At 72.3% G+C, this 25,236-nt stretch carries 24 protein-coding genes and 3 tRNA genes; 16 read left to right on the top strand and 11 right to left on the bottom strand.

The features are described 5' to 3' along the window. Positions 1–4: 4 nt before the first annotated feature. Positions 5–1,072 carry an LCP family protein gene (locus IF06_RS0109195; protein WP_036310512.1) on the bottom strand — a complete coding sequence of 356 codons (1,068 nt, stop codon included), beginning with the start codon at positions 1,070–1,072 and terminating at the stop codon, positions 5–7. A gap of 165 nt (positions 1,073–1,237) precedes the next feature. Here IF06_RS0109195 and IF06_RS0109190 point away from each other — a divergent pair, with 165 nt between their 5' ends. Both IF06_RS0109190 and IF06_RS34715 read left to right on the top strand, forming a co-directional pair. Beyond that, positions 1,238–1,537, top strand: coding sequence for a hypothetical protein (locus tag IF06_RS0109190; protein ID WP_013474253.1), 300 nt, complete (start codon positions 1,238–1,240; stop codon positions 1,535–1,537). Positions 1,538–1,591: 54 nt separating this feature from the next. Beyond that, a complete protein-coding gene (locus IF06_RS34715; RefSeq protein WP_030270237.1) occupies positions 1,592–2,563 on the top strand; it encodes an expansin EXLX1 family cellulose-binding protein in 972 nt (323 codons plus the stop codon). Positions 2,564–2,835: 272 nt separating this feature from the next. On the opposite strand, the gene IF06_RS0109180 is transcribed toward IF06_RS34715, so the two are convergent. The 3 genes from IF06_RS0109180 to bcp all read right to left on the bottom strand — a co-directional run bounded on the left by IF06_RS0109180 (position 2,836) and on the right by bcp (position 4,061). After that, entirely contained in the window at positions 2,836–3,363 is a 528-nt protein-coding gene (locus tag IF06_RS0109180; protein WP_013284386.1) for a GNAT family N-acetyltransferase, read from the bottom strand. Between the two features lie 64 nt (positions 3,364–3,427). Further along, positions 3,428–3,513 (bottom strand) — tRNA-Leu (locus tag IF06_RS0109175). A 77-nt stretch (positions 3,514–3,590) separates the two neighbouring features. Continuing rightward, positions 3,591–4,061 carry a thioredoxin-dependent thiol peroxidase gene (gene bcp / locus IF06_RS0109170; protein WP_030270235.1) on the bottom strand — a complete coding sequence of 157 codons (471 nt, stop codon included), beginning with the start codon at positions 4,059–4,061 and terminating at the stop codon, positions 3,591–3,593. A 123-nt stretch (positions 4,062–4,184) separates the two neighbouring features. On the opposite strand from bcp, the gene IF06_RS0109165 reads away from it, so the two are divergent. From IF06_RS0109165 to IF06_RS0109150, 4 genes are read left to right on the top strand one after another with little or no spacing between them, the layout of a single operon-like run. Further along, complete coding sequence (locus IF06_RS0109165; protein WP_030270233.1) at positions 4,185–4,904, top strand: energy-coupling factor ABC transporter permease; 720 nt, start codon at positions 4,185–4,187, stop codon at positions 4,902–4,904. Continuing rightward, a complete protein-coding gene (locus IF06_RS0109160; RefSeq protein ID WP_030270227.1) occupies positions 4,901–5,338 on the top strand; it encodes a PDGLE domain-containing protein in 438 nt (145 codons plus the stop codon). The genes IF06_RS0109165 and IF06_RS0109160 overlap by 4 nt, the downstream gene beginning before the upstream one ends. Positions 5,339–5,340: 2 nt before the next feature. Continuing rightward, a complete protein-coding gene (cbiQ, locus tag IF06_RS0109155; protein WP_030270225.1) occupies positions 5,341–6,111 on the top strand; it encodes a cobalt ECF transporter T component CbiQ in 771 nt (256 codons plus the stop codon). Then, positions 6,108–6,869 carry an energy-coupling factor ABC transporter ATP-binding protein gene (locus IF06_RS0109150; protein ID WP_030270223.1) on the top strand — a complete coding sequence of 254 codons (762 nt, stop codon included), beginning with the start codon at positions 6,108–6,110 and terminating at the stop codon, positions 6,867–6,869. Before cbiQ ends, IF06_RS0109150 begins: the two co-directional genes overlap by 4 nt. A gap of 472 nt (positions 6,870–7,341) precedes the next feature. On the opposite strand, the gene IF06_RS0109145 is transcribed toward IF06_RS0109150, so the two are convergent. Genes IF06_RS0109145 through IF06_RS0109130 form a run of 4 tightly spaced genes read right to left on the bottom strand, consistent with a single transcriptional unit; the run spans position 7,342 to position 10,278 of the window. Next, positions 7,342–8,430 carry a hypothetical protein gene (locus tag IF06_RS0109145; protein ID WP_030270221.1) on the bottom strand — a complete coding sequence of 363 codons (1,089 nt, stop codon included), beginning with the start codon at positions 8,428–8,430 and terminating at the stop codon, positions 7,342–7,344. Then, positions 8,427–9,143 (bottom strand): thioredoxin domain-containing protein, encoded by a 717-nt coding sequence (locus IF06_RS0109140; RefSeq protein ID WP_030270220.1) that lies wholly within the window; start codon positions 9,141–9,143, stop codon positions 8,427–8,429. Before IF06_RS0109140 ends, IF06_RS0109145 begins: the two co-directional genes overlap by 4 nt. Then, positions 9,136–9,660 (bottom strand): MauE/DoxX family redox-associated membrane protein, encoded by a 525-nt coding sequence (locus IF06_RS0109135; RefSeq protein ID WP_013474260.1) that lies wholly within the window; start codon positions 9,658–9,660, stop codon positions 9,136–9,138. Before IF06_RS0109135 ends, IF06_RS0109140 begins: the two co-directional genes overlap by 8 nt. A gap of 30 nt (positions 9,661–9,690) precedes the next feature. Continuing rightward, positions 9,691–10,278, bottom strand: coding sequence for a sigma-70 family RNA polymerase sigma factor (locus IF06_RS0109130; protein WP_013284395.1), 588 nt, complete (start codon positions 10,276–10,278; stop codon positions 9,691–9,693). 222 nt (positions 10,279–10,500) lie between these two features. On the opposite strand from IF06_RS0109130, the gene IF06_RS0109125 reads away from it, so the two are divergent. The 3 genes from IF06_RS0109125 to IF06_RS34940 all read left to right on the top strand — a co-directional run bounded on the left by IF06_RS0109125 (position 10,501) and on the right by IF06_RS34940 (position 13,905). Continuing rightward, positions 10,501–12,168: a copper resistance CopC/CopD family protein gene (locus IF06_RS0109125; RefSeq protein ID WP_030270218.1), complete on the top strand. Its 1,668-nt coding sequence runs from the start codon at positions 10,501–10,503 to the stop codon at positions 12,166–12,168. Positions 12,169–12,184: 16 nt separating this feature from the next. Next, positions 12,185–12,916 carry a YcnI family protein gene (locus IF06_RS0109120; RefSeq protein ID WP_030270213.1) on the top strand — a complete coding sequence of 244 codons (732 nt, stop codon included), beginning with the start codon at positions 12,185–12,187 and terminating at the stop codon, positions 12,914–12,916. A gap of 140 nt (positions 12,917–13,056) precedes the next feature. Further along, positions 13,057–13,905, top strand: a complete 849-nt coding sequence (locus tag IF06_RS34940) for a hypothetical protein (RefSeq protein WP_013474264.1) — start codon at positions 13,057–13,059, stop codon at positions 13,903–13,905. Between the two features lie 102 nt (positions 13,906–14,007). Here the strand turns inward: IF06_RS34940 and IF06_RS0109110 are convergent, their stop codons facing one another. Beyond that, a complete protein-coding gene (locus IF06_RS0109110) occupies positions 14,008–15,303 on the bottom strand; it encodes a glycosyltransferase 87 family protein (RefSeq protein WP_030270211.1) in 1,296 nt (431 codons plus the stop codon). Positions 15,304–15,377: 74 nt separating this feature from the next. On the opposite strand from IF06_RS0109110, the gene orn reads away from it, so the two are divergent. Both orn and IF06_RS0109100 read left to right on the top strand, forming a co-directional pair. After that, positions 15,378–15,968, top strand: a complete 591-nt coding sequence (gene orn / locus IF06_RS0109105; protein WP_013474266.1) for an oligoribonuclease — start codon at positions 15,378–15,380, stop codon at positions 15,966–15,968. Between the two features lie 90 nt (positions 15,969–16,058). Beyond that, a tRNA-His gene (locus IF06_RS0109100) sits at positions 16,059–16,134 on the top strand. A 60-nt stretch (positions 16,135–16,194) separates the two neighbouring features. Here IF06_RS0109100 and IF06_RS0109095 read toward each other — a convergent pair. Together IF06_RS0109095 and IF06_RS0109090 are read right to left on the bottom strand one after the other, a co-directional pair. Next, positions 16,195–17,490: a L,D-transpeptidase gene (locus IF06_RS0109095; protein ID WP_030270207.1), complete on the bottom strand. Its 1,296-nt coding sequence runs from the start codon at positions 17,488–17,490 to the stop codon at positions 16,195–16,197. Positions 17,491–17,652: 162 nt separating this feature from the next. After that, positions 17,653–18,930 carry a L,D-transpeptidase gene (locus tag IF06_RS0109090; RefSeq protein ID WP_013284402.1) on the bottom strand — a complete coding sequence of 426 codons (1,278 nt, stop codon included), beginning with the start codon at positions 18,928–18,930 and terminating at the stop codon, positions 17,653–17,655. Positions 18,931–19,117: 187 nt separating this feature from the next. Between IF06_RS0109090 and IF06_RS0109085 the strand changes: the two genes are divergently transcribed. From IF06_RS0109085 to IF06_RS0109065, 5 genes are all read left to right on the top strand, one after another. Further along, positions 19,118–19,193: transfer RNA gene (locus tag IF06_RS0109085), tRNA-Lys, on the top strand. A 247-nt stretch (positions 19,194–19,440) separates the two neighbouring features. Beyond that, the gene (locus IF06_RS0109080; protein ID WP_013284403.1) at positions 19,441–19,695 is read left to right on the top strand and encodes a hypothetical protein; all 255 of its coding nucleotides are present in this window, start codon (positions 19,441–19,443) and stop codon (positions 19,693–19,695) included. A gap of 84 nt (positions 19,696–19,779) precedes the next feature. Continuing rightward, positions 19,780–20,331 carry a kinase gene (locus IF06_RS0109075; protein ID WP_030270205.1) on the top strand — a complete coding sequence of 184 codons (552 nt, stop codon included), beginning with the start codon at positions 19,780–19,782 and terminating at the stop codon, positions 20,329–20,331. Positions 20,332–20,378: 47 nt separating this feature from the next. After that, positions 20,379–21,236 (top strand): MerR family transcriptional regulator, encoded by an 858-nt coding sequence (locus IF06_RS0109070; RefSeq protein WP_030270203.1) that lies wholly within the window; start codon positions 20,379–20,381, stop codon positions 21,234–21,236. A gap of 696 nt (positions 21,237–21,932) precedes the next feature. Then, on the top strand, positions 21,933–25,127 hold the full coding sequence (locus IF06_RS0109065; RefSeq protein ID WP_036310507.1) for a DNRLRE domain-containing protein: 3,195 nt from the start codon (positions 21,933–21,935) through the stop codon (positions 25,125–25,127). Positions 25,128–25,236 lie beyond the last annotated feature (109 nt).

The raw sequence follows: 25,236 nt of genomic DNA, 5'->3' as shown, positions 1-25,236 counted from the left end.
CGTCCTACTTTCCGCTGATGGCGAGGATCTCGGGGACCGAGTCGCGGCGCACCGCGTCGAACAGCGTCTTCGAGCGCGCCGGATCGGGGAACACGACGCTCTCGCTGCCGACCCGGCCGGTGCCCTTGACCGGGCAGGTGAAGAACGTCAGGTTGCCGCCGCGCAGGCCCCGCATCTCCATCGCCAGATCCACCAGCGACAGTGACTTGTCGACAGCAACCGAGTCGGACGTGGCACGGACGAACGAGTTGAGCTTGGCCGGGTTGGTCATCACACCGCCCGAGGCGGCCTTGTCCAGAATCGCCTTGATCACCTGCTGCTGGTGCCGGATACGCGCGAAGTCGCCGTCGGGGAAGGCGTGCCGCTCCCGCGCGTAGTCCAGCGCGGCGGCCCCGTCCATCGTCTGCCGGCCCTTCTCGAAGGTCCGCGTGCCGATCAGCGAGTACTTCGTGGTGAAGCCCTTCTCCACGTCGATCTCGACACCGCCGAGCGCGTCGATGATCTCCTTGAAGCCGGCGAAGTCGACCATCGCCACGTTGTCCACCCGTACGCCGCTGAACTTCTCCACCGTCTGCACCATCAGCGGCACACCGCCCCAGGCGTACGCGGCATTGATCTTCGCGTCGCGACCGCCGCGGCCCTCCTTCGACTTCGGGACGGCCGTCCAGGTGTCGCGGGGGATCGAGATGAGCTGGGCGCTCGACCGGTCCTTCGGCAGGTGGGCCAGGATGATCGTGTCGCTGCGCGAGCCGCCGGTGCTCTCCGGGTCGCGGGAGTCACTGCCCAGGATCATGATGTTCATGGCGCCCTTGGCCTCGACCTGCGGGCGCGACTCCTCCGGCACGCCCTCGAAGGCGTCGACCCGCTCGATCGACTTGTCGACCGAGCGGTAGTAGAGGCCGCCGGCCAGCGCGCCGCCGCCGCTCAGCAGCACCACCACCAGCAGCACGATCAGGGCGATCCGCCGGCCCCGGCGGCGCCGGGGCCGCTCCTCCTCCGCGGGCCCGCCCGGCTCCACATCGGAGCCCTGCGCGCGCGGGTCGGAGTCGGTGAGCTGGTGGCGATCTGACATGCCGCGATGCTACTGAGTCACGTCGTACCGTGTGGACCCGCGCCCGGACGGTGACGCCCCGGCGGCGCGGGACCGCCGCGGCGAGGTGGCCGGTTCCGGGCCTTGCCGCCGGGTGGCCGCCGGATCGATGATGGTGAGGAATGCCACATCGACCGAGGAGTCGAGATGCAGGTTATCCACCAACCGCGGGTGGCGTGGGACGCCGCCCGGGTCATCGGCGGGGCGATCCACGACGAGCACCTGTTCGGCTGGCTGCGCGGCGAACTCGGCGCCCTGATGGGCCCCGCGGCGGCGGTGGCCCTGGACGAGACCCGTGACCGGGTCCGCTGGGCCGGCGACGCCCGGCTGCCGGTCGAGACCGGCGTCTGGCGGGTCCGTCTGGAGGACTCGCTGCGGCAGGACCCCGACCTCGCCGGCGGGCTGGCCGGTGTCGTCTCCACCGCCCGTACGCTGCGCCCGGTTTAGCTTTCGCTTAGCTCGCTTGTCCGGTGGCACGCCGGTCCGGCAGCATCGACCGGCGTGACCGACGGCACCGCACCCCACCCGCCGACAGCCGGCGACCCGCCCGGACCCGCCGCCCCGGACGGTCGTCGCCGCGCCGCCACGCGCCGTCGCCGCCTGGCCGCCGCCGGTCTTGTCACAGTCGCCGCCGCGGTCGCGGTGACCCTCGCGGTACGCGGAGGCGCCGCCCCCGCCTGCGCCGCCCCGCCCGTCGGCGGCGCGACGCACAGCGGCAAGGCCACCTTCTACGACTCCGAGGGCGCCGGCGGCAACTGCTCCCGGCCCGCTGCGCCCGCCGACCGGATGTACGTCGCGCTCGGCCCGAGCGAGTACGCCTCCGGCGCCTCCTGCGGCGGCTTCCTCGACGTCACCGGCCCACGCGGCACCGTCCGGGTGCTGGTGATGGACCAGTGCCCGGAGTGCGCGCCCGGTCACCTCGACCTCTCCGCCGAGGCGTTCGCCCGGATCGCCGACCCGGTGCAGGGGGTGGTGAAGGTCAGCTACCGCGGGGTGGTGAACCCGAGGCTGTCCGGCCCGCTCACCTTCCGCATGAAGGAGGGCTCGTCGCAGTGGTGGTTCGCCGTCCTGGTCGGTGACCACGGCAACCCGTTGCGCTCGGTCGAGGTGCGGCAGAACGGCTCGTGGCGGGCGGCGCAGCGGCAGGACTACAACTACTGGCTGATCGCGTCCGGGGCCGGTCCCGGCCCGTACGAGATCCGGGTCACCGACGTGTACGGCCACCGCGCGACAGCAACTGGTATCCGGATGCTCCCCGGCCAGGTGCAGCGCAGCAAGACGCGCATGTACGGCGCCGATCCCGCCACCCCCAGACCCACCCCGAAGAAGCCGACCCCCACACCCAGGACCCCCACCCCCAGCCCTCCGACCTCCCTCACGCCGTCGCCCACCCCCGACGCCCCCACCTCAGCCGCAACGGAACCCCTGGTGCAGGCAGCCGCCGCCCCTCCCACCCCGGCTCCTTGCTCCTGACCCGCCCAGGGCTCCTGCCGAGCCCTCAACTCGCCGATCTTGCACTCGCGGCCCCTCGGTTGCCGCATACGCACCTTTCGCCCGGGCCGCAACCGCAAGATCGCCGGGAGCGGGCGAGGGAGTGAGCGCCTCGCGACCAGCCCACACAGCGCTGATCTTGCACTTGTGGCCCTCGACCTGACCTGGATGCGGCTTTTGCGGGGGCGGAAAGTGCAAGATCGACGGGGCAGGGCAGGGCAGGGCAGGGCAGGGCAGGCCAGGGCGGGGAAGGGTCAGGGGGCGGTGGGGAGGTCGAGCCACATGAGGATCTCGTCTCGGGCGTCGGTGGGGGACAGGCGCAGCGCGGCGGGGAGGCGGCCGATCTCGCGGTAGCCGAGGCGCTTGTAGAAGCCGTCCAGGCCCAGGCCGTCGCGGACCGTCACGTGCAGCGCCGCCAGGCCGAGCCCTCGGGCGATCCGTTCGGCCTCGCGCATCAGCGCCGCGCCGTGGCCGCGTCCCTGCGTGTCCGGGTGCACCATGACGCGCTTGAGCACCCGCCAGTGCGTCTTGAGGTGGAACCGGTTGTCGGCGATGACCAGCACCGCGACCAGCTTCTCGCCCTCGTAGCCGGCGAGCAGCCGGTCCGGCCCGTCCGCCACCTCGTCGAGCGTCGAGGTGGCGAGCGGGCGTACCTCGTCCGCGGTCACCGGGGCGACGAAGCCGACGGCGCCGCCGGCGTTCGTCACGTCCACCCAGAGCGCGATGATCTGTTCGCGCAGCTCGGGGGTGAGGTCGGGGTCGAGTACGAAACGCAGGTCCACGACGCCATCCTGCGCGTGGCGACGCGGCCCGGACCCGCGTTCGTGATGCGGGTGACACCGCTGATGGTGCGGGAGGGGGGTTTCGAACCCCCACGTCCTCTCGGACACAGGCTCCTAAGGCCTGCGCGTCTGCCGTTCCGCCACTCCCGCCGACCCGCTGAGTTTAGAGTGTCGCGCCGGAGCCGTGTGTACTCCGGGCCGCGACCGGGGCGTGCCGCGCGACGACCTCAGTCGAGGCCGAGGTCCCGGCGCAGCTTGGCGACGTGGCCGGTGGCCCGCACGTTGTAGAACGCCTGCTCGATCTTGCCGTCCTCGTCCACCACGAACGTCGAGCGGATCACGCCGGTGACGGTACGGCCGTACATCTGCTTCTCGCCGAACGCGCCGTACGCGGTCAGCACCGCCTTGTCCTCGTCGGAGACCAGCGGGAACGTGATGGCGTCCCGGTCGCGGAACTTGGCGAGTTTCGCGGGCTTGTCCGGCGAGATGCCCACCACCTCGTAGCCGGCGGCCTGGAGGGAGGCGAGCGAGTCCCGGAAGTCACACGCCTGCTTCGTGCAGCCGGGCGTCATGGCGGCCGGGTACGCGTACAGGATGACCTTGCGGCCGCGCAGGCCGGACAGGGACAGCGTGCCGCCGTCGTCGGTGGGGAGGGTGAAGTCGGGGGCGGGGTCGCCGGGCTTGAGGCGGTCGGTCATGGCGGTGACGATACCGCCGGGCCGGTACGGTCGGCGGACGGCGACGCGCGGGCGTGGTGACGGCCATCATGAGGTTGTTGCCAGATATTGGCAACAGTGCCTTCCTGGAAATACGCTGAGCGCGTGGACACCCTGGCGATGCACATCTCCAACGGGATCATCAACGGTCCGGTCGCCGCGATCTTCGCGGCTCTCGCCCTCGCCGCGCTCGCGTTCTGCGTGCTGCGGGGCCGCGCCGACCTCGACGACCGGCTGGCCCCGATGGCCGGGCTGGTGGCGGCGTTCATCTTCGCCGTGCAGATGCTCAACTTCCCGATCTTCACCGCCGGGGTCAGCGGTCACCTGCTCGGCGGCGCGCTGGCCGCGCTGCTCGTCGGCCCGTGGGTCGGCGCGCTCTGCGTCGCAGTGGTGCTGATCGTGCAGGCGCTGGTCTTCGGTGACGGCGGGGTGGCGATGCTCGGCCTCAACATCACCAACATGGCGCTGCTCGGCACCGCCGCCGCGTACCTGCTGATCGCGCTCCTGCTGCGCGTACTGCCGCGTACCCCGGCTGGCCTGGCGGTCACCGCGTTCGTGTCCGCGCTGGTCAGCGTGGTGGTCGCGTCCCAGGGCTTCGTCCTGCAGTACTGGCTGGGCGGCACCACCGACCTCGGCGGCAACCTCACCGGCCTGGCCGGCACCATGGCCTTCGCCCACCTGCTGATCGGCATCGGCGAGGGCCTGATCACCGCGACCACGGTGGTCACCGTCGCGAAGGTCCGGCCCGACCTGGTGTACGCGCTGCGCGCCCTCAAGCCGGCCACGCCGGCTCCCGCCGTCCCGGTCGCCGGAGGTGCCCGATGAGCAAGCGTCACTGGCCGTTCGTGCTCGGCGGCCTGCTGGTGGCTCTGCTGCTGGCGGGCGTGGTCAGCAACTACGCCTCCTCGCACCCGGACGGCCTCGACTCGTCGCTGCTCAAGGGCTGCACCGTCAACGCCGACGACGAGATCACCGGCGGCAGCTGCCCGGCCCAGCAGGCCAAGGACCACGAGCTGGCGGACAGCCCGCTCGCCGACTACGGCGTACGCGGGATCGGCAACGACTTCCTGTCCACCGGCCTGTCCGGCGTCCTCGGTGTGCTGCTCACCTTCGCGCTCGGCGGCGGCCTGTTCTGGCTGGCCCGCCGCCGCGGCCCCGCCACGCCCGCCGCGCCCGCCGGCCCCGCCGCGCCTGACACGACCACCGCGAGCGCCGACCCGGCGGACGACGCCGCGACCCCGTCCACCGGCACCCGCTGACCATGGGCGCCGGGCACGCGCACGTCCTCTACCGCGAGTCCGGCTCGCCGGTGCACCGCCTCCCGCCGGAGGTGAAGATCGCCGCGATGGTGCTGTTCACAGTCGCGGTGGTGGCGACGCCCCGGGAGGCGTACTGGGCCTTCGGCGGCTACGCGCTCCTGGTCGCCGTGGTGGCCGCGCTGGCCCGGGTCGGCCCGCGCTGGCTGCTCAGCCGGGCGCTGATCGAGCTGCCGTTCGTGCTGTTCGCGTTCGCCCTGCCGTTCCTCGGGGCGGGGGAACGGGTCGAGGTGGCGGGGCTCGCCCTGTCCGTGGACGGGCTGCACGGCGCGTTCAACATCCTGGCGAAGGGCACGCTCGGCGTACTCGCGTCGCTCCTGCTGGCGGCGACCACGACGACGCGTGACCTGCTGCTCGGCCTGGACCGGCTGCGGTGCCCGCAGATCCTCACCCAGATCGCCACGTTCATGCTGCGCTACCTGGAGGTGCTCGTCGGCGAGGCCCGCCGGATGCGGGTGGCGCGGGTGTCGCGCGGCGACGACCCGCGGTTCCTGTGGCAGTTGCGCGGCTTCGCGGCCGGCGTCGGCGCGCTGTTCCTGCGCGCCTTCGAGCGCGGCGAGCGGGTCTACCTGGCGATGCTCTCCCGTGGCTACACCGGCCGGATGCCGGCGGTGTGGCAGGGGGCCGGCGCGGCCACCGCCGGCCAGTGGGTGGCCGCCGCGACGGTGCCGGCGGTCGCGGCCACCATCGCCGCCGTCGCGCTCGTCCTGCAATGATCGGGTACGTGCAGCAGCCGCCCTCCCTCGACGTCAACGGCGTCCGGTACGCGTACCCGGACGGTCACGTCGCCCTGCACGGCGTGGACCTGACCGTGCCGCGCGGCGAGCGGGTGGCGCTGCTCGGGCCCAACGGCGCCGGCAAGACCACGCTCGTGCTGCACCTCAACGGCATCCTCACCCCGACCGAGGGCACGGTGAGCGTCGGCGGCCTCACCGTCACCCGTGACCGGGACACGCTGGCCGAGGTACGCCGCCGCGTCGGCATCGTCTTCCAGGACCCGGACGACCAGCTGTTCCTGCCCACAGTCGCCGAGGACGTGGCGTTCGGCCCGGCCAACCTGGGCCTGCGCGGCGCGGAGCTGGCCGCCCGGGTCGACGAGGCGCTCGCCGCGGTCGGCATGAGCGAGCACCGGGACCGCGCGCCGCACCACCTGTCGTTCGGGCAGCGGCGCCGGGTGGCGGTGGCGACGGTGCTGGCCATGCGCCCGGAGATCCTGGTGCTGGACGAGCCGTCGTCGAACCTCGACCCGGCCGCCCGGCGGGAACTGGCGGAGATCCTGCGCGCCCTGCCGGTGACGTTACTCATGGTCACTCACGACCTGCCGTACGCGGCCGAGCTGTGCCCCCGCTCGGTGATCCTGGACGGCGGCCGCATCGTCGCCGACGCTCCCACCGCGGACCTCCTGTCCGACGAGGCACTGCTGACCGCCCACCGCTTGGAACTCCCCTACGGCTTCGCCCCCCGCCCGACCTGACCCGGCCCTCGTCCCTCCCGCCCTTCCCGCCCTCCTCCGCCGCGATCTTGCACTTTCCGTCCGCGCATTCCGGGGCAAAAGCCGCACGCGCGGGGCGGCAACTGCAAGATCACGCCGCCCAGGGGTGAGTGCGGCGGGAGTGGAACGTGATGGGTGTGTCGGGGGCGTTTTGACACCCGTGGTGTTCCACTCGGGCGTGCCCGGCGCTCGCAGCGCTCGGTGATCTTGCCGTTGCGGCCCCGGAGATGTCGTGAACGCCGTGGATGCCGGGGCGGAAGGTGCGAGATCGCGGTGTTTGGGGGTGGGTGGGCGGAAGTTCCTCGTTCGGCTGGCTGCCGTGGCGAGCGCCTCCCGTTACGCGAGATTGGCGTTCCGCGTGGTGGGAGCGGTGGAGATCTTGGTAGGAAAGGGCCCTTATGGGGGCCGTTTGGTACCAAGATCTCGCCGAGGGCGGGGCGGGGCGGGGCGGGGGTCAGGGCACGGGGGTTGGGCGGGGGGTGGGGCGGGCTGCTCTTGCGGCTGTGCGCAGGCGCAGCAGGCCCGCCGCCACCGCGCCGGCGCCTGTCGCCAGGCCGACCACCACGAGCACCCGGACCAGCACGGCCGGGCCGGCGGCCGGGGGGATCGCGCGGGACAGCGCGGCCAGGTTCGTCGCCCCGGCGAACAGCGTGAGGCAGGCGCCGGCGAGCGCGAGCACGAAGTCGGCGGCCGGGCGGCGGGCCAGCGCGTACCCGCCCGCGGCGAGCGCGCCGAGCCCGGTGAGCAGCGTCCACACCTGGCCGGTGACCAGTTCGGCGAGCGTTCCGCCGACGCCGGGGGTGCCGGTGTCCAGCGCGCGGGCGACGGTGAGTGCCACTGTCGCTGCGCCGCCCAGGGCGAGCAGAGCGCCGACCGCGCGCAGCGCCCGCACCCCGGCGGCGGTGCCGCCAGGTGCCAGCCCGGCCGCGCCGATCAGCAGGAAGCCCAGCGTGGCGGCAACCCACCAGGGGTACGGGTCGGGCGGCGGCACCCAGTCCAGCGTGCCGCGTACGGCTCCGGTGGTGTCACCGGCGCGCAGCGGCACCGCCCAGTCGCGTACCCGGTGCTCCCGGTCCGGGTCGGCGGCGACGGCGGCCGGCGGAGCCTCCTCCCGCCACAGCGTGCGCTGGTCGTGCCAGCGGGCGGTGGGGCCGTCGTCGATCCGCCGCCAGTCGGGCGCGGCGGCCGGGTTCGCCTCGGCCGGCAGCCGGGTCTCCCCGGCCAGCGTCCGGTTCAGGTACGAGGCGGGGGAGCGGGTGTTCTCGTATACGCCGCCCGGGCCGATGCGCAGGTACGGCTCACCGGAGTAGCCGAGCACTGTGACCTCGGCGCCGGTGTCGTTCGTCAGCTCCAGCCGCGCGCCGGCCTCCACCATGCGCGCGGTGAGTCCGGGCCGGTCGGGGTCGACGCCGCTGATCGTGGCGCGGTAGTCGGTGCCGTCGGGCGCGTCCGCGCCGTGCGCGGCGGCCGGCGCGGCGAGCGTGAGCAGTGCGGTGGCCGCGACGGCGAGCACCAGCGCGGCCCGGCGCAGGGGTGCGATCACTTGCCGGCCGCCTCCACCGCCGACTTGATCCCCTCGGGGCTGCGGTCCTGGAGCTCACTGCCGTTGACCTTGATGGTCGGGGTGCCGGTCACGCCGGACTTGCTCGCCTCGTCGGTGACGTGCTCGGTCCACGACCGGTACGTGCCGTCGGAGACGCAGGAGGCGAACTCGTCCCGGTTCAGCCCGACGCCCGCGCCGATGTCGACGAGTTCGTCGTTGCTGAGCCCGGCGCCGCCCTCCGGCGGCTGCTTGGCGAAGAGCTGGTCGGTGAACTCGCGGAACTTGCCGCCCTGCGCGGCGCAGCCGGAGGCGGCCGAGGAGCGGGTCGAGTATTCAGTGGTGGAGAAGCGGTTGAGGAACGCCACCGGGTGGAACACCAGCTTGGCCTTGCCCTCGCTGACGAGCTGGTTGAGCGTCTCGCCGTTGATCTGCTGGAACTGCTTGCAGGCCGGGCAGAGGTAGTCCTCGTACAGGTCGATGGTGACCGGCCCGGTGCCGAGCACGATGCCGGTGCCGGCGTCGTTGGCCCCGGGCGGGGCAGTGAACTCGTCGGACTTCTGGCTGGAGTACACCGCCCAGCCGATGCCGCCGGCGATGACGAGCACCAGCACCGCGGCGATCGAGGTCCAGAGCGTCCGCTTGCGCCGCTTCTCCCGGGCGATCTGCTCGCGTACGACCCGGGCCGCGTCCTTGCGCCCCTTGCGACTACTCATCGGTGTCCTCCACGGTGTCGTCGCCCGCCAGCCACCCGTCCACGGAGAACGGGGTGCGGGGCCAGATCAGCAGGAACCCGGCGAGTACCAGGAACCCGAGGTCCCGGAGGATCTCCGGGAGGTAGCTGGGCGTCTGGCCGGCGGCGAGCTGCCCGCCGCTGCCGAAACACCCGCAGTCGATGGCCAGGCCACGGGCCCAGGCCGAGGCGATGCCGGCGATGAAGACCACGAGCAGTGCCGCTGACACGCCGGCGCTGATCCGGGTGGCGAGCCCGGCGAGCAGCAGGACGCCCAGGGCCAGCTCGACGAACGGCAGCGCCGCGCCGATCACTGTGGCCACGTCGTACGGCATCACCTGGTACGCGTTCACGGCCCGGCCCGAGGCGGCCAGGTCACCGACCTTGGTGCCGCCGGCGATCAGCCACACGGCTGCCAGTCCGAGGCGGGCCGCGACGCCGAGCCAGGGCCGCAGGGTCGGCCAGCGGCCGGCCCGGGAGGGGGAGGGGGTCACAGTCATTCGTCGTCCGAGCGCCACGAAAGGTTCCCGCTATCCGGCCAGTGTGTCGCCGACGGCGTCGACCAGTTCGTCGCGGGCGCGGGCGACCCGGGAGCGGATGGTGCCCACCGGCACCCCCTCCACGTCGGCGGCCTCGGCGTACGACAGCCCGAGCAGCTGGGTGAGCACGAACGCGGAGCGCCGCTCGGCTGGCAGCCGGCGGACCAGGTCGGTGGCGCCGAGCTGGCCGGCCGGGTCCGGGTAGGGGCGGTCGGTGGCGGCCTGGGCGGCGAGCCGCGCGTCGAGCCGGCGGCGGCGCACGACTGTGCGCAGGTGGTCGGCGCAGGCCCGCCGGGCGATCCCGAGCAGCCAGGTACGCACGCTGGAGCGCCCCTCGAAGCCGGACAGCGCCCGGAACGCCCGCAGGTACGTCTCCTGGGTCAGGTCGTCCGCGCTGTCCGGGTCGACGAGCGCGGCGGCGAAGCGCCACACCTCGGCCTGGGTGGCCCGGACGAAGGCGGCCTGCGCGTCGCGGTTCCCGTCGCGGGCGGCCAGCGCCCAGCCGGTGGCCGCGTCCCGGGCAGCGTCGGGCGCCGACTCGGGGCGGTCGGCGGCGGTGTCGCGCGGGCCGGGGATCACGTCACCCGAGGTTACGCGGCGTACCTGGAGGGGACAGGGTCCTTCGACCCATTCCGTGGTCCCGCACACGCCGGGAACTTTTTCCGCCGGCCGTCCGACTACCCTCCCATGACCTCCGAGCAGGCCCGGCGTGGCGCGCGCCGCCGCACCGGGTGGGCGCTCGGTCACGCCTGCCGGAGACCGGCTCGCCGGACCCGCCCCGGTTCGGGAACCATTGCGGTCATGACTGCTGCCGTACGCCGCCCGTCCCGGGTCGTCGCCGCCCGTTCCGGGGCCGTCGCCGGGCTGCTGCTCCTGCTGGTCGCCCTGCTGCTCACACCGGCCACCCCGGCCGCCGCCCACGCGGTGCTGGTGAGCAGCAGCCCGGCCGCCTCCGCCGTGGTGCCCGAGGCGCCCGCGCAGGTGGTGATCACGTTCAGTGAGGGCGTCCGCAAGGTGCCCGGGAAGGTGCGGGTGATCGCCCCCGACGGCTCGCGGGCCGACCGGGGCGAGCCGACGTTCCAGGGCGCCGAGGTCACCATCCCGGTGGACCCGTCCGGCGGGCGCGGCACCTACCTGGTCAGCTACCGGGTCATCTCGGCCGACAGCCACCCGGTCTCCGGCGCCTTCACCTACTCCGTCGGCGCGCCGTCGGAGCCGCCCACCGACAGCGGCTCGGACAACCGGGCGAACCCGGTCACCGAGAACGCGGTGAAGGTGGCGAAGTACGCCGGCTACACCGGCTTGCTGCTGCTCGTCGGCCCGGCGCTGGTGCTCGCCGCGCTCTGGCCGCGCCGGCTGTCCCGCCGGGGACCGGCACGGCTGGCCTGGACCGGGCTGGGCCTGCTGGCGGTGGCCACGGTGGCCGAGGTGTGGCTCCAGGTGCCGTACGTCAACGGCGGCGGCCTGTTCGACGTGACCGGGTCCGGCCTGGGCGACGTGCTGGGCAGCGCCTACGGCACCACGCACCTGGTCCGGCTGGGTCTGCTCGCCGCGGCGGCGTTCCTGCTCCGGCCGCTGTTCGCCGGTCCGATCGGCCGTACCGACGGGATCATCCTGGCGGTCCTCGGCGGCGCGGCGCTGTTCACCTGGCCGCTGGCCGGGCACGCGGCGGCCTCGCCCGCGCCCGCGGTGTCGGTGGTGGTGGACGCGGTCCACCTGGGCGGCATGGCCGTCTGGCTGGGCGGCCTGGTGATGCTCGCGGTGTTCCTGCTGCGCCGGGCCGACGAGCGCGAGCTGGACGCGATCCTGCCGATCTGGTCCCGCTGGGCCGCGCTCGCGGTGGCCGCGCTGCTGCTGGCCGGCACCGTGCAGGGTCTGATCGAGGTGGCCAGCCTGCAGGCGCTGTTCGACACCACGTACGGCCGGCTCCTGCTCGCCAAGATCGTGCTGTTCGCGCTGGTGATCGGCGTGGCCGCGTACTCCCGGGCGCTGGTGCGGCGGCGGGTCGCCGCCGGGCGGCCGGGCGCGATGCGGCGCGCGGTGGTGGCCGAGCTGGTGATCACGGCGGTGGTGCTGGGCGTGTCGGCGACGCTCGTGCAGACCACCCCGGCGCGGACCGCCGCCGCGAACGTCGCGGGAACCGAGCAGGGCTACTTCTCCACCACGCTGAGCAGCCCGATCTACTCGCTGGAGGTCCAGCTGGACCCGGCCGAGACCGGCAACAACTCGATGCACCTGTACGCCTACACCAAGGACAGCCGCCCCCAGCCGGTGCAGGAGTGGAAGGTCACCGCCGCGCTGCCGTCGGCCGGGATCGAGCCGATCACCGTCCCGCTGCTGCCGCTGAGCGACAACCACGCCACCGGCGAGGTCAACCTGCCGGCCCGGGGCGACTGGCAGTTGCGCATCACCGTCCGCACGACCGACATCGACCAGGCCACGGTGACCGCCACCGTGCCGATCAAGTAACGGAAGGTCCCATCTGATGATCCGTCTCCGGCGCCCCGCGACGATCGCCGCGCTGACCCTCACCGCCGTCGCCACGGCTGTGCTCGGCCTGGCCGGTCCGGCCTCGGCGCACGTCACGATCAACCCGGCCGAGGGTACGCAGGGCGGCTACGGCCGGTTCGCGTTCCGGGTGCCGAACGAGAGCGACACGGCGTCGACAGTCAAGGTCGAGGTGAACCTGCCGGAGAACGCCCCGGTCGGCTCGGTCTCCACCATGCCGGTGGCGGGCTGGACGGTGGCGGTGGAGAAGCGCAAGGTCGACCCGCCGATCGAGGTGCACGGCAGCCAGCTCACCGAGGCGGTCTCCAAGCTGACCTTCACGGCCGCGCCGAACGGCGGCGTGAAGCCGGGCGAGTTCCAGGAGTTCCCGGTGTCGATGGGCCCGCTGCCGCAGGCCGACACGATGGTGTTCAAGGTGCTCCAGACGTACTCCGACGGCAACGTCTCCCGGTGGATCGAGGAGCCGACGCCGGGCGCGGAGGAGCCGGAGAACCCGGCGCCGGTGCTCAAGCTGGCCGCGGCGGCGCCCGCCTCGGCGGGCGCGAGCGCGCCGGCCGCCGCTGCGGCCGACGACGACGATGACGACGACGCCGGCTCCGGCGCGGCCGTCGCCCTCGGCGTGGCCGGCCTGGTCGCCGGACTGGGCGGCCTGGCCCTCGGCGGCCTGGCGTTCGCGCGTACCCGGCGGGAGCCCGCCGCGAAGTCCTGAACGTGAGCGACGCACCGGCCCGGCGGAACGATCCGCCGGGCCGGTCGCCGTCCCGGACGGGTGCCGCCGATATCCGGCGATCGGCCGACGCGCGTCGGTAAGGTCGGCCGGGTAGTTGGCTACCGAGAGGGACGACGCGAATGCGTTTCGTACGCACGATCGCCGGCATGGTGCTGCTGGCGTTGGGGATTCCGGCGCTGCTGGCGGGCGGAGGTCTCTGGCTCGCCGCCCGGCACGCCGGCCCGGACGGCGGCTTCGACGCCCGGTTCGAGCCGGTCCGCACGCCCGCCCGCGCGGTGCTGGTGACCGACGTGGACGCGTTGCTGCGCGCCGACCTGCCGCTGGCGCGCACCGGGCAGGCCCGGCTGCACCTGACTGCGCGGGACGACGACGGCCCGGTCTTCCTCGGCCTCGCCCCGACCGACCAGGTGCGAGGGTGGCTGGCCGACGTCCCGCACAGCACCGTGCGCCGCGTGGCGGTCACCCGGGGCCCGCTGCCGGTCGACCTGGACCCGGCCACCGCCGGCACCGGCGCCGCCGTGCCGATGACTCAGCCCTTCTGGGTACGCGAGGGCGTCGGCTCCCTGGAGTGGAGCCCGGCGGAGCTGTCCGGCCGGTCGCTGAGCCTGGTCGTCATGCGCGTGGACGGCGCGGACGGGCTCGACCTGCGGATGCGTGCCGAGTTGCGGGCCGGGTGGTTCCCCGGGCTGGCGTGGGCGCTGCTGGCCGGCGGGACGCTGCTGGTAATCCTCGCCGTGGTGGTGCTGCTGCGCCCGCTGCGGCCGCGCGAGGTGGTCTTCGTGGTCGAGCCGGACCAGGTGCCGGTGCTGGCCGGGCGTCTCGGCGTCACCTCGCTGAGCGGGCTGGGCCGCCAGCCGGGCCCGGCGTCGCGACCCGAGCGGCACCTGGTGGCAGTGGGCTCCGGGCCCGGTGGGCGGACCCGCGCGGCGATCGCGCCGCCCAGCCGGTGCCCCGACGGCCGGGACTGACGACGAGAACCCGAACGGCCCTCCGCGCTGCCGACGCGGAGGGCCGTTCTTCACCGGGGGATCGGTGCTACCTGGGAGAAAACTGAGGTAGTTGATACCAGATTAGCGCTGATCGCCATTTGTTGCGAGGTGTGTCCGTTCAGTCCCGGTCATCGGTTTCTCGTCCGCGTGCCGACGGATCGGCAGCGCCGCGAGCACCAGCAGGCTCAGCAGGACGTACATGTTGCGGACCACGAAGTCGACCGGGTCGTCCGTGTGCACGATGGCGGTGCCCCAGTCCTGGAACGTCACCAACCCGTACACGATCGGCAGGCCGACGACGGCGGCCAGCGCGAAGAGGCCGCCGCGACGGCGGGCCCCGGCGGGCGTCGCCGGATCGGCGTCCAGTGCCGCGTCGACGAGCACCACCACCGCGGGAATGAACCAGTACAGGTGGTGGATCCAGGTGATCGGGCTGACCAGCCCGCCCACCAGCCCGGTCAGGGTGAGACCCACCAGCGCGTCCCCCGCCCGGGCCGCGCGCGCCGCCCGCCACAGGCCGAACGCGGCCACCGCCAGCGCGAGCAGCAGCCACAGCAGCCGGTCCGGCTCGGCCGGCGCAGTCAGGCGGCTGAGCAGCCCGAACAGCGACTGGTTGCCGGTGTAGTCGGGGCGGCCCACCCGGTCGGTCACCCACAGCTCGTGAGTCCAGAAGCGCCACGAGTCGCCCGGCGCGACCGCCGCCGCCAGCAGCGTGGCCACCGCCGCTGTCACCGCCGCCACGGCCGCCGCCCGCCACTTCCGGGCGGCGAGCAGGTAGACCACGAAGATGCCGGGAAAGAGCTTGAGCGCCGCCGCCAGTCCCACGCCCACACCGGCCCAGCGCCGGCCCTGCGGTACGGCGAACAGCAGGTCGCCGAGGATCAGCACCACGAGCAGCATGTTGATCTGCCCGAGCGTGATCGTCTCGCGGGTGCTCTCCGCCGCCAGCACCAGCAGCACGGCGACGGTGAGGCCGAACCCCCGCGGCAGGTCGTGCCGCCGCAGCACCGGCAGTACCAGCCAGCGCGTGGTCACCACCACCGCGGCCACTGTCAGCACCGCGAAGGCGGCGATGGCCACCCCGAGCCGCAGATACCCGAACGGCGCCAGGAGCAGCGCCGCGAACGGCGGATAGGTGAAGTAGAGCGCCCCCTGCACCCGGTCCGGCTGGACGTAGTCGTAGAGCGGGTGCCCGGCCGCCCACCAGTCCATCGCCGACATGTAGATCTTCTGGTCGTAGTAGTCGTGCCGCAGGTTGCGCAGGTAGGGCGCCGGCATGATCGCGATCAGCGCCAGCACCACGACCACCCGGCGGGCCGTACGCCCGCCCGCGTCGTCACGGGGGACGGCGGGTGGGGCGACGGGTTCGGCTGGCACGCAGGAAACCCTAGCGGTCCACCTCGGCCGCCGGGCCGAGGCGCGGGCGCGTCGGCGGCGCGTAGTCTGTTCCGGTGGCTGATCTTCTCGTCTGGATCGACTGTGAGATGACCGGGCTCGACCTGCGGCGGGACGCCCTGATCGAGGTCGCCGCGCTCGTCACCGATCCCGACCTCAACGTGCTCGGTGACGGCGTGGACGTGGTGATCCACGCCGACGACGAGGCGCTCGACGGCATGCCGGAGATCGTGCGGACCATGCACGCCAAGTCCGGCCTCACCGAGGAGGTACGCCGCTCCACGGTGACGCTGGCCGAGGCCGAGGACATGGTGCTCGACTACGTGACCAGCTACGTGAAGGACCCGCGTACGGCCCCGCTGTGCGGCAACTCGATCGCCACCGACAGGGGTTTCCTGGCCCGCGACATGACCCGGCTCGACGCGCACCTGCACTACCGGATGATCGACGTGTCCTCGATCAAGGAGCTGTGCCGGCGCTGGTACCCGCGGGTGTACTTCGGGCAGCCGCAGAAGGGCCTGGCCCACCGGGCGCTCGCCGACATCCGGGAGAGCATCCGCGAGCTGGAGTACTACCGGCGGACCGTGTTCGTGCCGCTGCCGGGGCCGGACGTCGAGGCCGCGAAGGCGATCGCCGCCCAGCTCTGACGCCCCGGCCGAACCCGGTGGACGGGGTCGGCCGGAGTGTGGCTATGATTAGTCCGCGCACCGCCCCGGGCGACCGGAGCGGCGAGCATGGTGGCTGTAGCTCAGTTGGCAGAGCACCGGGTTGTGGTCCCGGTTGTCGTGGGTTCAATTCCCATCAGTCACCCCAACACGAAGCCCCCTCCTCCGGGAGGGGGCTTCGTCGTGTGCCGGGTGTCCCGGCGGCCGATCAGGGGGTGGGCTCGACGCTCGGCGTACCGGCGTCCGGCGTGGTGTCGTCCGACGGCGGCTCGTACGGCAGGGCGCTGCCCTTGACGTACTCGTCCCAGCTCATGTTCCAGTCGGTCCAGCCGTTGCCGTTCTGGAGCTTGCGCTCGGTGCCCTTGACGGTGATCGGGTCACCGATGCGGGTGTTGGCGAACAGCCAGTTGCCTTCCTTCATCGAGACGTTGACGCAGCCGTGCGACACGTTCGTGCGGCCCTGCACGCCCTCGGACCAGGGCGCGGCGTGGATGAACTCGCCGCCCCAGGTGAGCCGCTGGGCGTAGTCGATCTCGGTGCGGTAGCCCTCCTCCGGGCCCAGCTCCTCCAGGGTGTCGAAGACCGTGTGCCGGAGCTTCTCGATCACCACCATGGTGCCGCTGGAGGAGGGGGTGCTCTTCTTGCCCAGGCTCACCGGGATGGTCTTGACCACCTTGCCGTCGCGGGTGACAGTCATCCGCTTGGTGCGGTTGTCGACTGTCATCACGAACGACGGGCCGATCTTGACGTCGACGCTGAGGTCGGCTCGGCCGTACCAGCCGCCGCCCAGCGGCAGCCCGCCCGCCTGCACCTTGTAGCTGACCGTGCTGTTGGCCTTCCAGAACGTCTTGGGCCGGTAGCGCACCTCGGTCGGGCTCACCCAGTGCCAGATGCCCTCCTGGGCGGGCTTCGAGGTGACAGTCATCCGGCGCTGGATGTCGTCGCGGTAGTCCTCCGGGATGGCCCGGCCGAACTTCACGATCAGCGGCATGCCCACGCCCACGACCTGGTTGTCGCCCAGGAAGCTGGTGACCCGGATCTGCTTGGCCGGCTTCGCCATCGTGGTGAACGTGCTGGTCGCGGTGGCGGGCTTGCCGTCGTCACCGGTCGCGGTGACGGTCGCCGTGTACGTCTGCCCGTACTCCAGGGCCGAGGACGGCAGCCAGCTCGCGCCGTCCGCCGCGAGCGTGCCGTCGACGGCCTTGCCGGCGGCGTCCTTCAGCTCGACTGTGGTCTCCTGCGCCTCCTTCGTGGTGAAGGTGATGGCGGTGGACGCGGGCACGTCCTTGGCGTCGGCGGCGGGCTCGCTGATGGTGGCCGCCGCCTTCGGGGCCTTCTCGCCCTCGTCGCCGCCGCCCTGCCAGCTCGACGGCTTGTCGCCGCCGCCGCTGGTGCAGGCGGTCAGGGCCATCGCGGCGGCGAGCAGCCCGGCCGCCAGCGCACGGCGGCGGCCGACGCGTCGGGCGCTCGCGCCCCGGATCGGTTCGTCCTGGCCAGCTCGCATGAGTCCCTCACAAAGTGATGCCGTGCCCCGTCGTCTCTGGTCAGACGCGCCGGAGCGGGTACGCGTTGCCGGACGTGAAACGGAACACCCTGCGCGGGTGTAACGATTCCGCCGTCGTCCGGCGCTTTGTCGGAGGTGGCATGTCCGACCACGTTACGCCGGTCAGAACGGCGCCGGCTGCCCGCCCTGCGGAACCGGCAGCGCGCTGCCGGCGACGAACTGCGACCAGCTCATGCTCCACGCCGTCCAGCCGTTACCAGGGGCCAGGCGGCGTTCGGTGCCCTTCACCGTGATCGGGTCACCCACCATCGTCTTGCCGAACAGCCACCGGCCGTTGGCCATCGACACGTTGACGCAGCCGTGCGAGACGTTGCGGCGCCCCTGCACGCCCTCGGACCACGGAGCGGCGTGGATGTACTCGCCACCCCAGGTGATCCGCTGGGCGAAGTCGATCTCGGTGACGTAGCGGTTGGCCGGGTCGGGCTCGCTGCGGGTGTCGAAGACGGTGGACTCCTTCTTCTCCATCACCACCATCGTGCCGCTGGAGGAGGGGGTGCTCTTCTTGCCCAGGCTGACCGGCAGCGTACGGATGACAGTGCCGTTCTCGGAGACCGTCATCTGCTTGGTCGCGTTGTCCACGGTCATCTCGAACGCGCGGCCGATCTCGGCGGTGGCGCTGCGGTCGATGTTGCCGTAGCGGCCGTTGCTCAGCGGGATCCCGGCCAGCGCCAGCCGGACCGTGATCGTGGTGCCGGTCTTCCAGTACTCCGGGGCCCGGTAGTACGCCTGGGTGCCGTTGTCGACCCAGTGCCAGGCGCCGGGCTGCGGCGGGTCGGTCTGCACGAACATCCGCTTCTGCACCGCCGCCCGGTCCTTCTTCGGGATGCCCGGGGAGAACTCGGCGACCACGGGCATGGCCACCCCGTACGTCTTGCCGCTGAACATGTAGAGGCCGGAGCCGATCATCGACTTGGGCTTGGCCATCGTGGTGAACGTGCTGGTGCCCTGGTAGGTCCGGCCGTCCTTGCCGGCGCCGGTGACCGTGGCGGTGTACTTGGTGCCGTACTTCAGCGCGGCCGACGGCACCCAGCTGGAGCCGTCGCGCCGCATCCGCCCGGCGACGCTGGCGCCGTCGGCGGTGGCGAGCGCCACCTTCGACACGGTGCCGCCGCCGGGGATGCGGGCGCTGATCTCGGTGCTGACCGGCCGGCCGCTCGCGCCGTCGGCCGGGCTCACCGTCAGCGGCGGCGCGGCGGCGCTGTCGCTGGGTGCGACGCTGGGGTCGGGCGCGGAGGACGAGACGCCGCCGACCTGCTGCTGGCCGGGCACGAACTCCGGCTTCTTCCCCTCGTCGCCGCCGCTGCCGCACCCGGTCAGTGCCAGCGACGCCGTCAGGACCAGGGCGCCCACCGTCGCCCCGGCCCGCGCGAACCTGCCCATGCCCACCCCTGTCCTCGCGTGCCTGGCGGACATCGTGCCGTATCGACGCTCCCGCGCCCGCCCCCGCGCCGGATCAGGTGACCGTTTTGGCCGCTTTCGCCGGTTAAGCTCGTCCGAAGGGTGGACCCCGGTATCGGATTGGAACCCGCCTCGGCGGGCGTGCTAATCTTCTTCCCGTTGTCAGCGAGCGCCGCTAGCTCAACTGGCAGAGCAGCGGACTCTTAATCCGCGGGTTCGGGGTTCGAGTCCCTGGCGGCGCACCAACGAGCAAGGCCCTGACCAGGCGTTCACGCCGGCCGGGGCCTTTTTCGCGTACGGTGCCCCGGTGCGCGCCGGGGTGGCCGCCCGTGGGTGGGACGCCACGTGCGTCACACCGGCCGCAGGGCACCCATGACGTTCCACCGAGGCGCGGTCCGCCCGTCGGCGCCGCTTGTGCGGTCGCCCTAATCTGATCATGATCGTAACGGCCACGATGGATGGTCGGGTGACGACGATCAGGACGGGAGAGACATGAAAGCCTTCGGACGGCCGCGGATCCGCAGCCTCGTCGCCGCCACCTCGGTCGTGGGCGCCTTGGTGCTCGGTCTGGGTGCGCCCGCGTACGCGGACTACTCGAGCCCGACCTACTCGACGTTGAAGGCCTGCAACGAGGCCCGGCCCAAGTACCAGTCGTCGTGGACGAAGCCGCAGGCGTGCCGTCCCATGTACAACTGGGACGGCACGAAGGTGATCGGTTACGCGTTCCTGGTGAAGACCCAGGGCTAGTGCGGTCGCCCGCCGGGCTGCCAGGAGCGGCACCGGCGGGCGTCCACCCGCCTTCGGCATCGCTCCTCGCGCCAGGGAGGGACAGTGCGCGCCGTACCCGCCGGCAGCTCGGACACGATCCTCGTCTGCATCCGGGGCAACTCCGGCTCGGGCAAGAGCAGCATCGCCCGGGAGCTGCGACGCCGGCACGGCCGGGGCTGCGCCCTCGTCGAACAGGACTACCTGCGTCGCATCGTCCTGCGCGAACGGGACAAGCCCGGCGGCGTGGCGCCCGCCCTGATCGAGCAGACCGTCCGGTTCGCCCTCGACCACGGCTACCACGTGGTCCTGGAAGGCATCCTGTACACCGGCCGCTACCGCGACGTGCTGACCTCGCTGCGGGACGGTCACCGGGGGCGGTCGCTGTTCTGCTACCTCGACGTGTCGCTGGCCGAGACGCTGCGACGGCATCTGACCCGCCCGCAGGCCGCTGACTTCACCGCCGCGCAGATGAGCGGCTGGTACGCCGCGCACGACGTCCTGGGCTGGCCCGGCGAACTCGTCCTCCCGGAGAGCGCCGGTCTGGACCAGGCCGTGGAGGCGATCGCGGCTGCCTCCGGACTGCCTCAGGACGGGTGCGACGACGACAGGCGCTAGCCGGCGTCATTTGCCCTTCCGGTTACTGCAAGGGGCAGTCTGGGGTCATGTTGTCGATCAGCGAGTTCAGCCAGATGTGCCACCTGTCCCCGCAGGCGCTGCGCTTCTACCACGCCGAGGGGCTGCTCGTGCCCGCCGGGATCGACGACCGGACCGGCCACCGCTCGTACGCCTTCGACCAGGTGGAACGGGCCATGCTGATCACCTTGCTGCGGGACACCGGGATGAGCGTCAAGCTGGTCCGGCGCGCCCTCGACGAACCGGACCAGGCGGTCGCCCTGCTCGACCGGCACAGCGACGAGGTCAGCCGGCAACGGCAAGCTCAGGCCGACGCCATCGCTGCGGCCCGCGCCGTCTTCGAGGCGCAGCCCGAACCGCGGTTGCGGCACGTGCCGGCCACGACTGCGGTGGCGCGGCTCGTGCCCGGCACACCGCTGGGCCGGGACGCGCAGGAGTGGGACCGGGCCGAGGAGATCATCACGGCGGCGGCGGCCGACCTGGTCACCACCGTGCGGCAGGCCGGCGTCACCTGCCGGGGTGAGCCGTGGCGGACGCTGGCACTGGAGACGCCGGAGCAGGACCGGCGCGTACTCGACGGCACCGGGCCGTTCTGGACGGTCAAGGTCGCTGTGGATGGCACCCCGGAGACACTGCCGTCCCTGCCCGCCGGCCTGATCGTGCAGACGCCCGACGCCCACGACGAGCTGTCCATCTTCATGCCGGGCCGCAACACGATGGCCAAGTACTGCACTGTGGTCCTGCGCCTGCTCGACGCCGCCCCTGTCGACGGCGACCGGTTCGTGAACCTGGCGCGTCTGCGTCAGGAGGTCCGCCCCGACGGCGTGCTGAGCAGCGCGCCCGTCGAACGCCGGCCGGGGTCACCCACGGAGGACCTTGAGCGCTGAACCCGCCCGCAGCCCGGATGTCAGAAGGTCGGCCAACCCTGACGAAATCGGTGCCCCAGTGCTTTCGACTGGTAATCGTCTTCGCCGATTGCCTCGCTCGCGTCGCGCATGATGATCACCGACGCGTCACTCCGCGGACGAGGGCGATCCCGACGCCCGAATGAGGCGAATATCGCTCGGTGTTCTGACGACACGAATCGGTTTTCCGTTGTCGCTGTTCGGTGCTCCGTGCTGGACCGATGACCTGCCCGAGCGGCTGGCGTGATGCCGCCCGCCGCCATTTCGGTGCGTCCATGAGTCTGATTGGTCCGGCACTGTCTCCCGATGGGCGAGTGCCGCATCGGCTGATTGTTCGATCAATGGCAACTACGCCGTGTCATATTCGAAGATGGTGATGCGTGAAAGTAGTTCGCAATGGTGAAGTGGCCCGTGCGGCGTCAGTTGACTGCGGCAACCATCTACTGATCTGCGGTTTTGAAGATCGATCCGACCGCCTGACGCCACCACTCGTGGGTGCGGCAGTCGCCGAACGCTCCAATGTGGAAGACGCAATCGACTACCGAGCGTGTTGATCGATCGATGGGATGTCCAGTTCGCCGTAATCCGTCCTGACAGAACGTGTCCGACCTTGTGCGCTGAGGCAGGACGCCCTTAGAGTCCCGCTCGCACAACTGGAAAGCACACGGGGGAGGGTTTGTGGCACGTCGAGTGACGGCCACTGTCCGTTCGTGCCTGGCTGCGGGCGTCGCCGTACTGACGGCGGCCGCGTTGGCGGGCGTACCGGGAGAACCGGCGGAGTTTCTCGCCGCTGGACCGGACGGCGTGACAGGTGGCGTGGAGAGCCGGACCGATGAGGCGGTGTCCCTTCGGGCCGCCCGCGAGTCCGGCAAGCCGGTGCAGGTCAAGAGCCTCACATCGGAGACCACCGAGGTCTTCGCCCTACCGGACGGTCAGTTCCGGGCCGAGCTTTCGGTCGGCGCGAGCCGGATCCGGCGCGGTGACCAGTGGGTTCCGGTCGATCTGACCCTGCGCAAGGGCGCGGACGGGCGGATTGCCGCCGTCGCCCACCCGTTCGATCTGGTCGTCTCCGGCGCGCAACCGAGCGGGACGCAGGAGCTGGCAGTCCTCGGCCACGGGGCCGACCGGCTCGCGGTCGGCTGGGCCGGTCGGCTGCCCGAGCCGAAGCTGGACGGCGGACGGGCCACCTATGTCGACACGCTGCCCGGGGTGGACCTGATCGTCGAAGCGACCCGCGCCGGGATGGAGGCGTTCTTCGTCGTCAAGGACCGCAGCGCCGTGAAGCAGGTCGCCCGACTCACGCTGCCGATCACCGGGCCGAACGCCGCCCGGGCGGTCCGCGACGCCGGCGGCAACACCGCCATCCAGGACACCGCCGGCCGGGTGGTTGCGCGCACTCCCGCACTGCGAATGTGGGACGCGCGGGTCGACGCGCTCGGCAATCCCACCGCCGAGACGGCGGTTGCATCCACGATCGCCCCTGCCGCCGGGGCCCGTGGAACCGGCCGGCTCGACCTGACGCTGACCCCGGACATGCGCTGGCTGACCGACTCCGAGCGGGAGTATCCGATCGTCATCGACCCGACGATCAACCCGCTGTACACCACCTTCGACACGTTCATCCAGGCCGGCGACACGGTCAACCGGGGCGGCACCGACGACCTCCGACTCGGTCGGCTCGGTCCGACCGGGCCCGTCACCCGGTCCTTGCTGCGCTGGGACACCGCGGCCCTCGTCGGCAAGCAGATCACCTCTGCCACCGTCTCGTTCTGGAACTGGTGGTCGCCCCTGTGCGAGGGCCGGTCGTGGGAGCTCTGGACCGTGGGGGCCGTGGCCGACGACATGATCTGGGATACCCAGCCGGCATGGAACAACCAGGAGGCGACCACCCTGGCGACTGCCGGCTACGACGCCAGTTGCAACGACGCCTGGGTCGGGATCAGCGGTACCAAGTTCTTCCAGCGCGCGGCGAACGCCGGTGACACCCGCGCCGACATGGGCCTACGGGCCACCGACGAAACCGATTCGAAGTCCTTCAAGCAGTTCCGCTCCCGCAACGCGACCGCCAGTGCCGAGGTGCCCAAGGCCAGCGTCACCTACAACTCGTGGCCGACCGTGACGGCGCGGTCGACCGTCCCTGCCACCACGTGCGCGACCGGGTCGGGTCGTCCGCTCGTCAACACCCTCACGCCGCAGCTCAAAGCAACAGTCACCGATGGTGACGGCACCGCGATGACTGTCACCTTCGAGTGGTGGGCGATGAACGCCGACGGGCCGATCGGTGCGGCGAGCCTCAGCGGCGTCGCCTCCGGGGCTACCGCCGCCGCGACCGTGCCGGCCGGGGCCTTCGTCGACGGCGGCATCTACCGCTGGCGGGTGAAGGCCGCGGACGGGGTCAGCGGCAGCGACATCTGGTCGTCGTTCTGTGAGATGCAGGTGTACACCACGGCCACTCCGGTCACCGGTTGCACCGGCGGAACGGACAGCGACTTCAACGGCGACGGCGTCGCCGACATCGCGATCGCCGACCCGGAGGCCACTGTCAACGGCCAGATCCGTGCTGGCCGGATCAACGTCACGTACGGCGGCGGCACGACGGTGCACACCCTGCACGAGGGTGGGGCCAACATGCCCGGTGCAGCCGAGGCGGGTGACCGCTTCGGCACGTCGATCGCCGCGTACGACGCCAACAACGACGGGTGCACCGACCTGGCGGTCGGCGTGCCGAACCAGGCCGTCAGCGGCCAGGCCCAGGCCGGTGTCGTGTACGTACTGCTCGGATCACCCGCCGGCCTCGCGCAGGGCCCGCCCGCCCTCTCGTACCACCAGGACAGCGCCAACGTCCCCGACGCGGCCGAGGCGTACGACTGGTTCGGCTACGCCGTGGCCGGCAGCCGGACAGCCAGCGGTGAGCCGTACCTCGTCATCGGCGCGCCCGGTGAAGGGCTGGCCAACCCGGTCACCGGGATCGTGCATTACATGCGCGGCACCGTGAACGTGGCAATGTCCCAGGGCAGCGGCATCCCGGGCGCGGCCGAGATCGACGACCGGACGGGCTATGCGGTAGCCGCCTCCACCCACCACTGGGCGGTCGGTTCCCCGGGCGAGGCGATCGGCACCGAGGCCTTCGCCGGAGCGGTGAACGTCTTCAGCCACACGCTGAGCAACGGGCTGCCGACCCTCGCCGCCGGCCTGGAGCAGAACGTCGCCAACGTCTCGAACGACGCCGAGGCCAACGACAACTTCGGCAAGTCGATCTCGATCGCGCCGTACCGGCCCGTCGGTGCTCCCGCCGGCCAGGCCGACTCGCTGGTCGTTGTCGGTGTGCCGGGTGAGGACCTGGTCGTCGCGGCCACCAACACCCCGGCGCCGGACGCCGGGCTGGTGCACCGGTTCCACGTCACGGCCGCGAACACCTTCACCGAACTGCCCGCGATCACGTACGCCTCGGAGGACGGCGACTACCTCGGCGAGAAGGTCGTGGTGGTGAACACCGCGCCGGGCAGTGAGGGCACCAACGCGACGATGTTCGTCGCGATCGGCGTGCCGGGTGAGGACGCGGGCACGTCGGTGGCCGACTCCGGACGGGTACGTGTCTTCCCGGCGCTGGCTAATCCGATCGGCACCCCGACCACGCTGCACCGGGAATCGGGCGGCATGCCGGGGACGGCCGGCGCCCAGGAACTGGTCGGCACCTCGCTCTCGGCCACCTCGCAGCGGCTCTATGTCGGCACTCCCTACGGTGCCGACGCCGTCTACGGGTTCACCTGGTCCGACCTGAGCGCGGGCAACACGGTCCCGAGCGTCACCTGGCAGCCGGGACAGGGCGGTCTCCCCACCGGGCACAGCGCGTTCGGGGCGGCGATCAGCTGATGAAGACCATCGACATGAGCAGTTATCCAGCGGGGGAGGACCAGAGGGTGGCCCGTCGTACGAGAAAACGGGGCCGGGTGTTCACGGTCGGCCTCACGCTGGGCCTCGC

Origin of the sequence: Micromonospora globosa (assembly GCF_000717585.1) — a bacterium.
Classification (GTDB): Bacteria; Actinomycetota; Actinomycetes; order Mycobacteriales; family Micromonosporaceae; genus Micromonospora; species Micromonospora aurantiaca.
The sequence above is the reverse complement of the archived record's forward strand: the minus strand, read 5'-3'. Positions and strand labels throughout refer to the sequence as shown.

What these genes read in the sequence shown, in the direction of transcription:
- IF06_RS0109195 (WP_036310512.1), bottom strand. Translation starts at nt 1,072, where the DNA reads ATGTCAGATCGCCACCAGCTCACCGACTCCGACCCGCGCGCGCAGGGC.
- IF06_RS0109190 (WP_013474253.1), top strand. Translation starts at nt 1,238, where the DNA reads ATGCAGGTTATCCACCAACCGCGGGTGGCGTGGGACGCCGCCCGGGTC.
- bcp (WP_030270235.1), bottom strand. Translation starts at nt 4,061, where the DNA reads ATGACCGACCGCCTCAAGCCCGGCGACCCCGCCCCCGACTTCACCCTC.
- IF06_RS0109160 (WP_030270227.1), top strand. Translation starts at nt 4,901, where the DNA reads ATGAGCAAGCGTCACTGGCCGTTCGTGCTCGGCGGCCTGCTGGTGGCT.
- cbiQ (WP_030270225.1), top strand. Translation starts at nt 5,341, where the DNA reads ATGGGCGCCGGGCACGCGCACGTCCTCTACCGCGAGTCCGGCTCGCCG.
- IF06_RS0109150 (WP_030270223.1), top strand. Translation starts at nt 6,108, where the DNA reads ATGATCGGGTACGTGCAGCAGCCGCCCTCCCTCGACGTCAACGGCGTC.
- IF06_RS0109140 (WP_030270220.1), bottom strand. Translation starts at nt 9,143, where the DNA reads ATGAGTAGTCGCAAGGGGCGCAAGGACGCGGCCCGGGTCGTACGCGAG.
- IF06_RS0109135 (WP_013474260.1), bottom strand. Translation starts at nt 9,660, where the DNA reads ATGACTGTGACCCCCTCCCCCTCCCGGGCCGGCCGCTGGCCGACCCTG.
- IF06_RS0109125 (WP_030270218.1), top strand. Translation starts at nt 10,501, where the DNA reads ATGACTGCTGCCGTACGCCGCCCGTCCCGGGTCGTCGCCGCCCGTTCC.
- IF06_RS0109120 (WP_030270213.1), top strand. Translation starts at nt 12,185, where the DNA reads ATGATCCGTCTCCGGCGCCCCGCGACGATCGCCGCGCTGACCCTCACC.
- IF06_RS34940 (WP_013474264.1), top strand. Translation starts at nt 13,057, where the DNA reads ATGCGTTTCGTACGCACGATCGCCGGCATGGTGCTGCTGGCGTTGGGG.
- IF06_RS0109095 (WP_030270207.1), bottom strand. Translation starts at nt 17,490, where the DNA reads ATGCGAGCTGGCCAGGACGAACCGATCCGGGGCGCGAGCGCCCGACGC.
- IF06_RS0109090 (WP_013284402.1), bottom strand. Translation starts at nt 18,930, where the DNA reads ATGGGCAGGTTCGCGCGGGCCGGGGCGACGGTGGGCGCCCTGGTCCTG.
- IF06_RS0109080 (WP_013284403.1), top strand. Translation starts at nt 19,441, where the DNA reads ATGAAAGCCTTCGGACGGCCGCGGATCCGCAGCCTCGTCGCCGCCACC.
- IF06_RS0109070 (WP_030270203.1), top strand. Translation starts at nt 20,379, where the DNA reads ATGTTGTCGATCAGCGAGTTCAGCCAGATGTGCCACCTGTCCCCGCAG.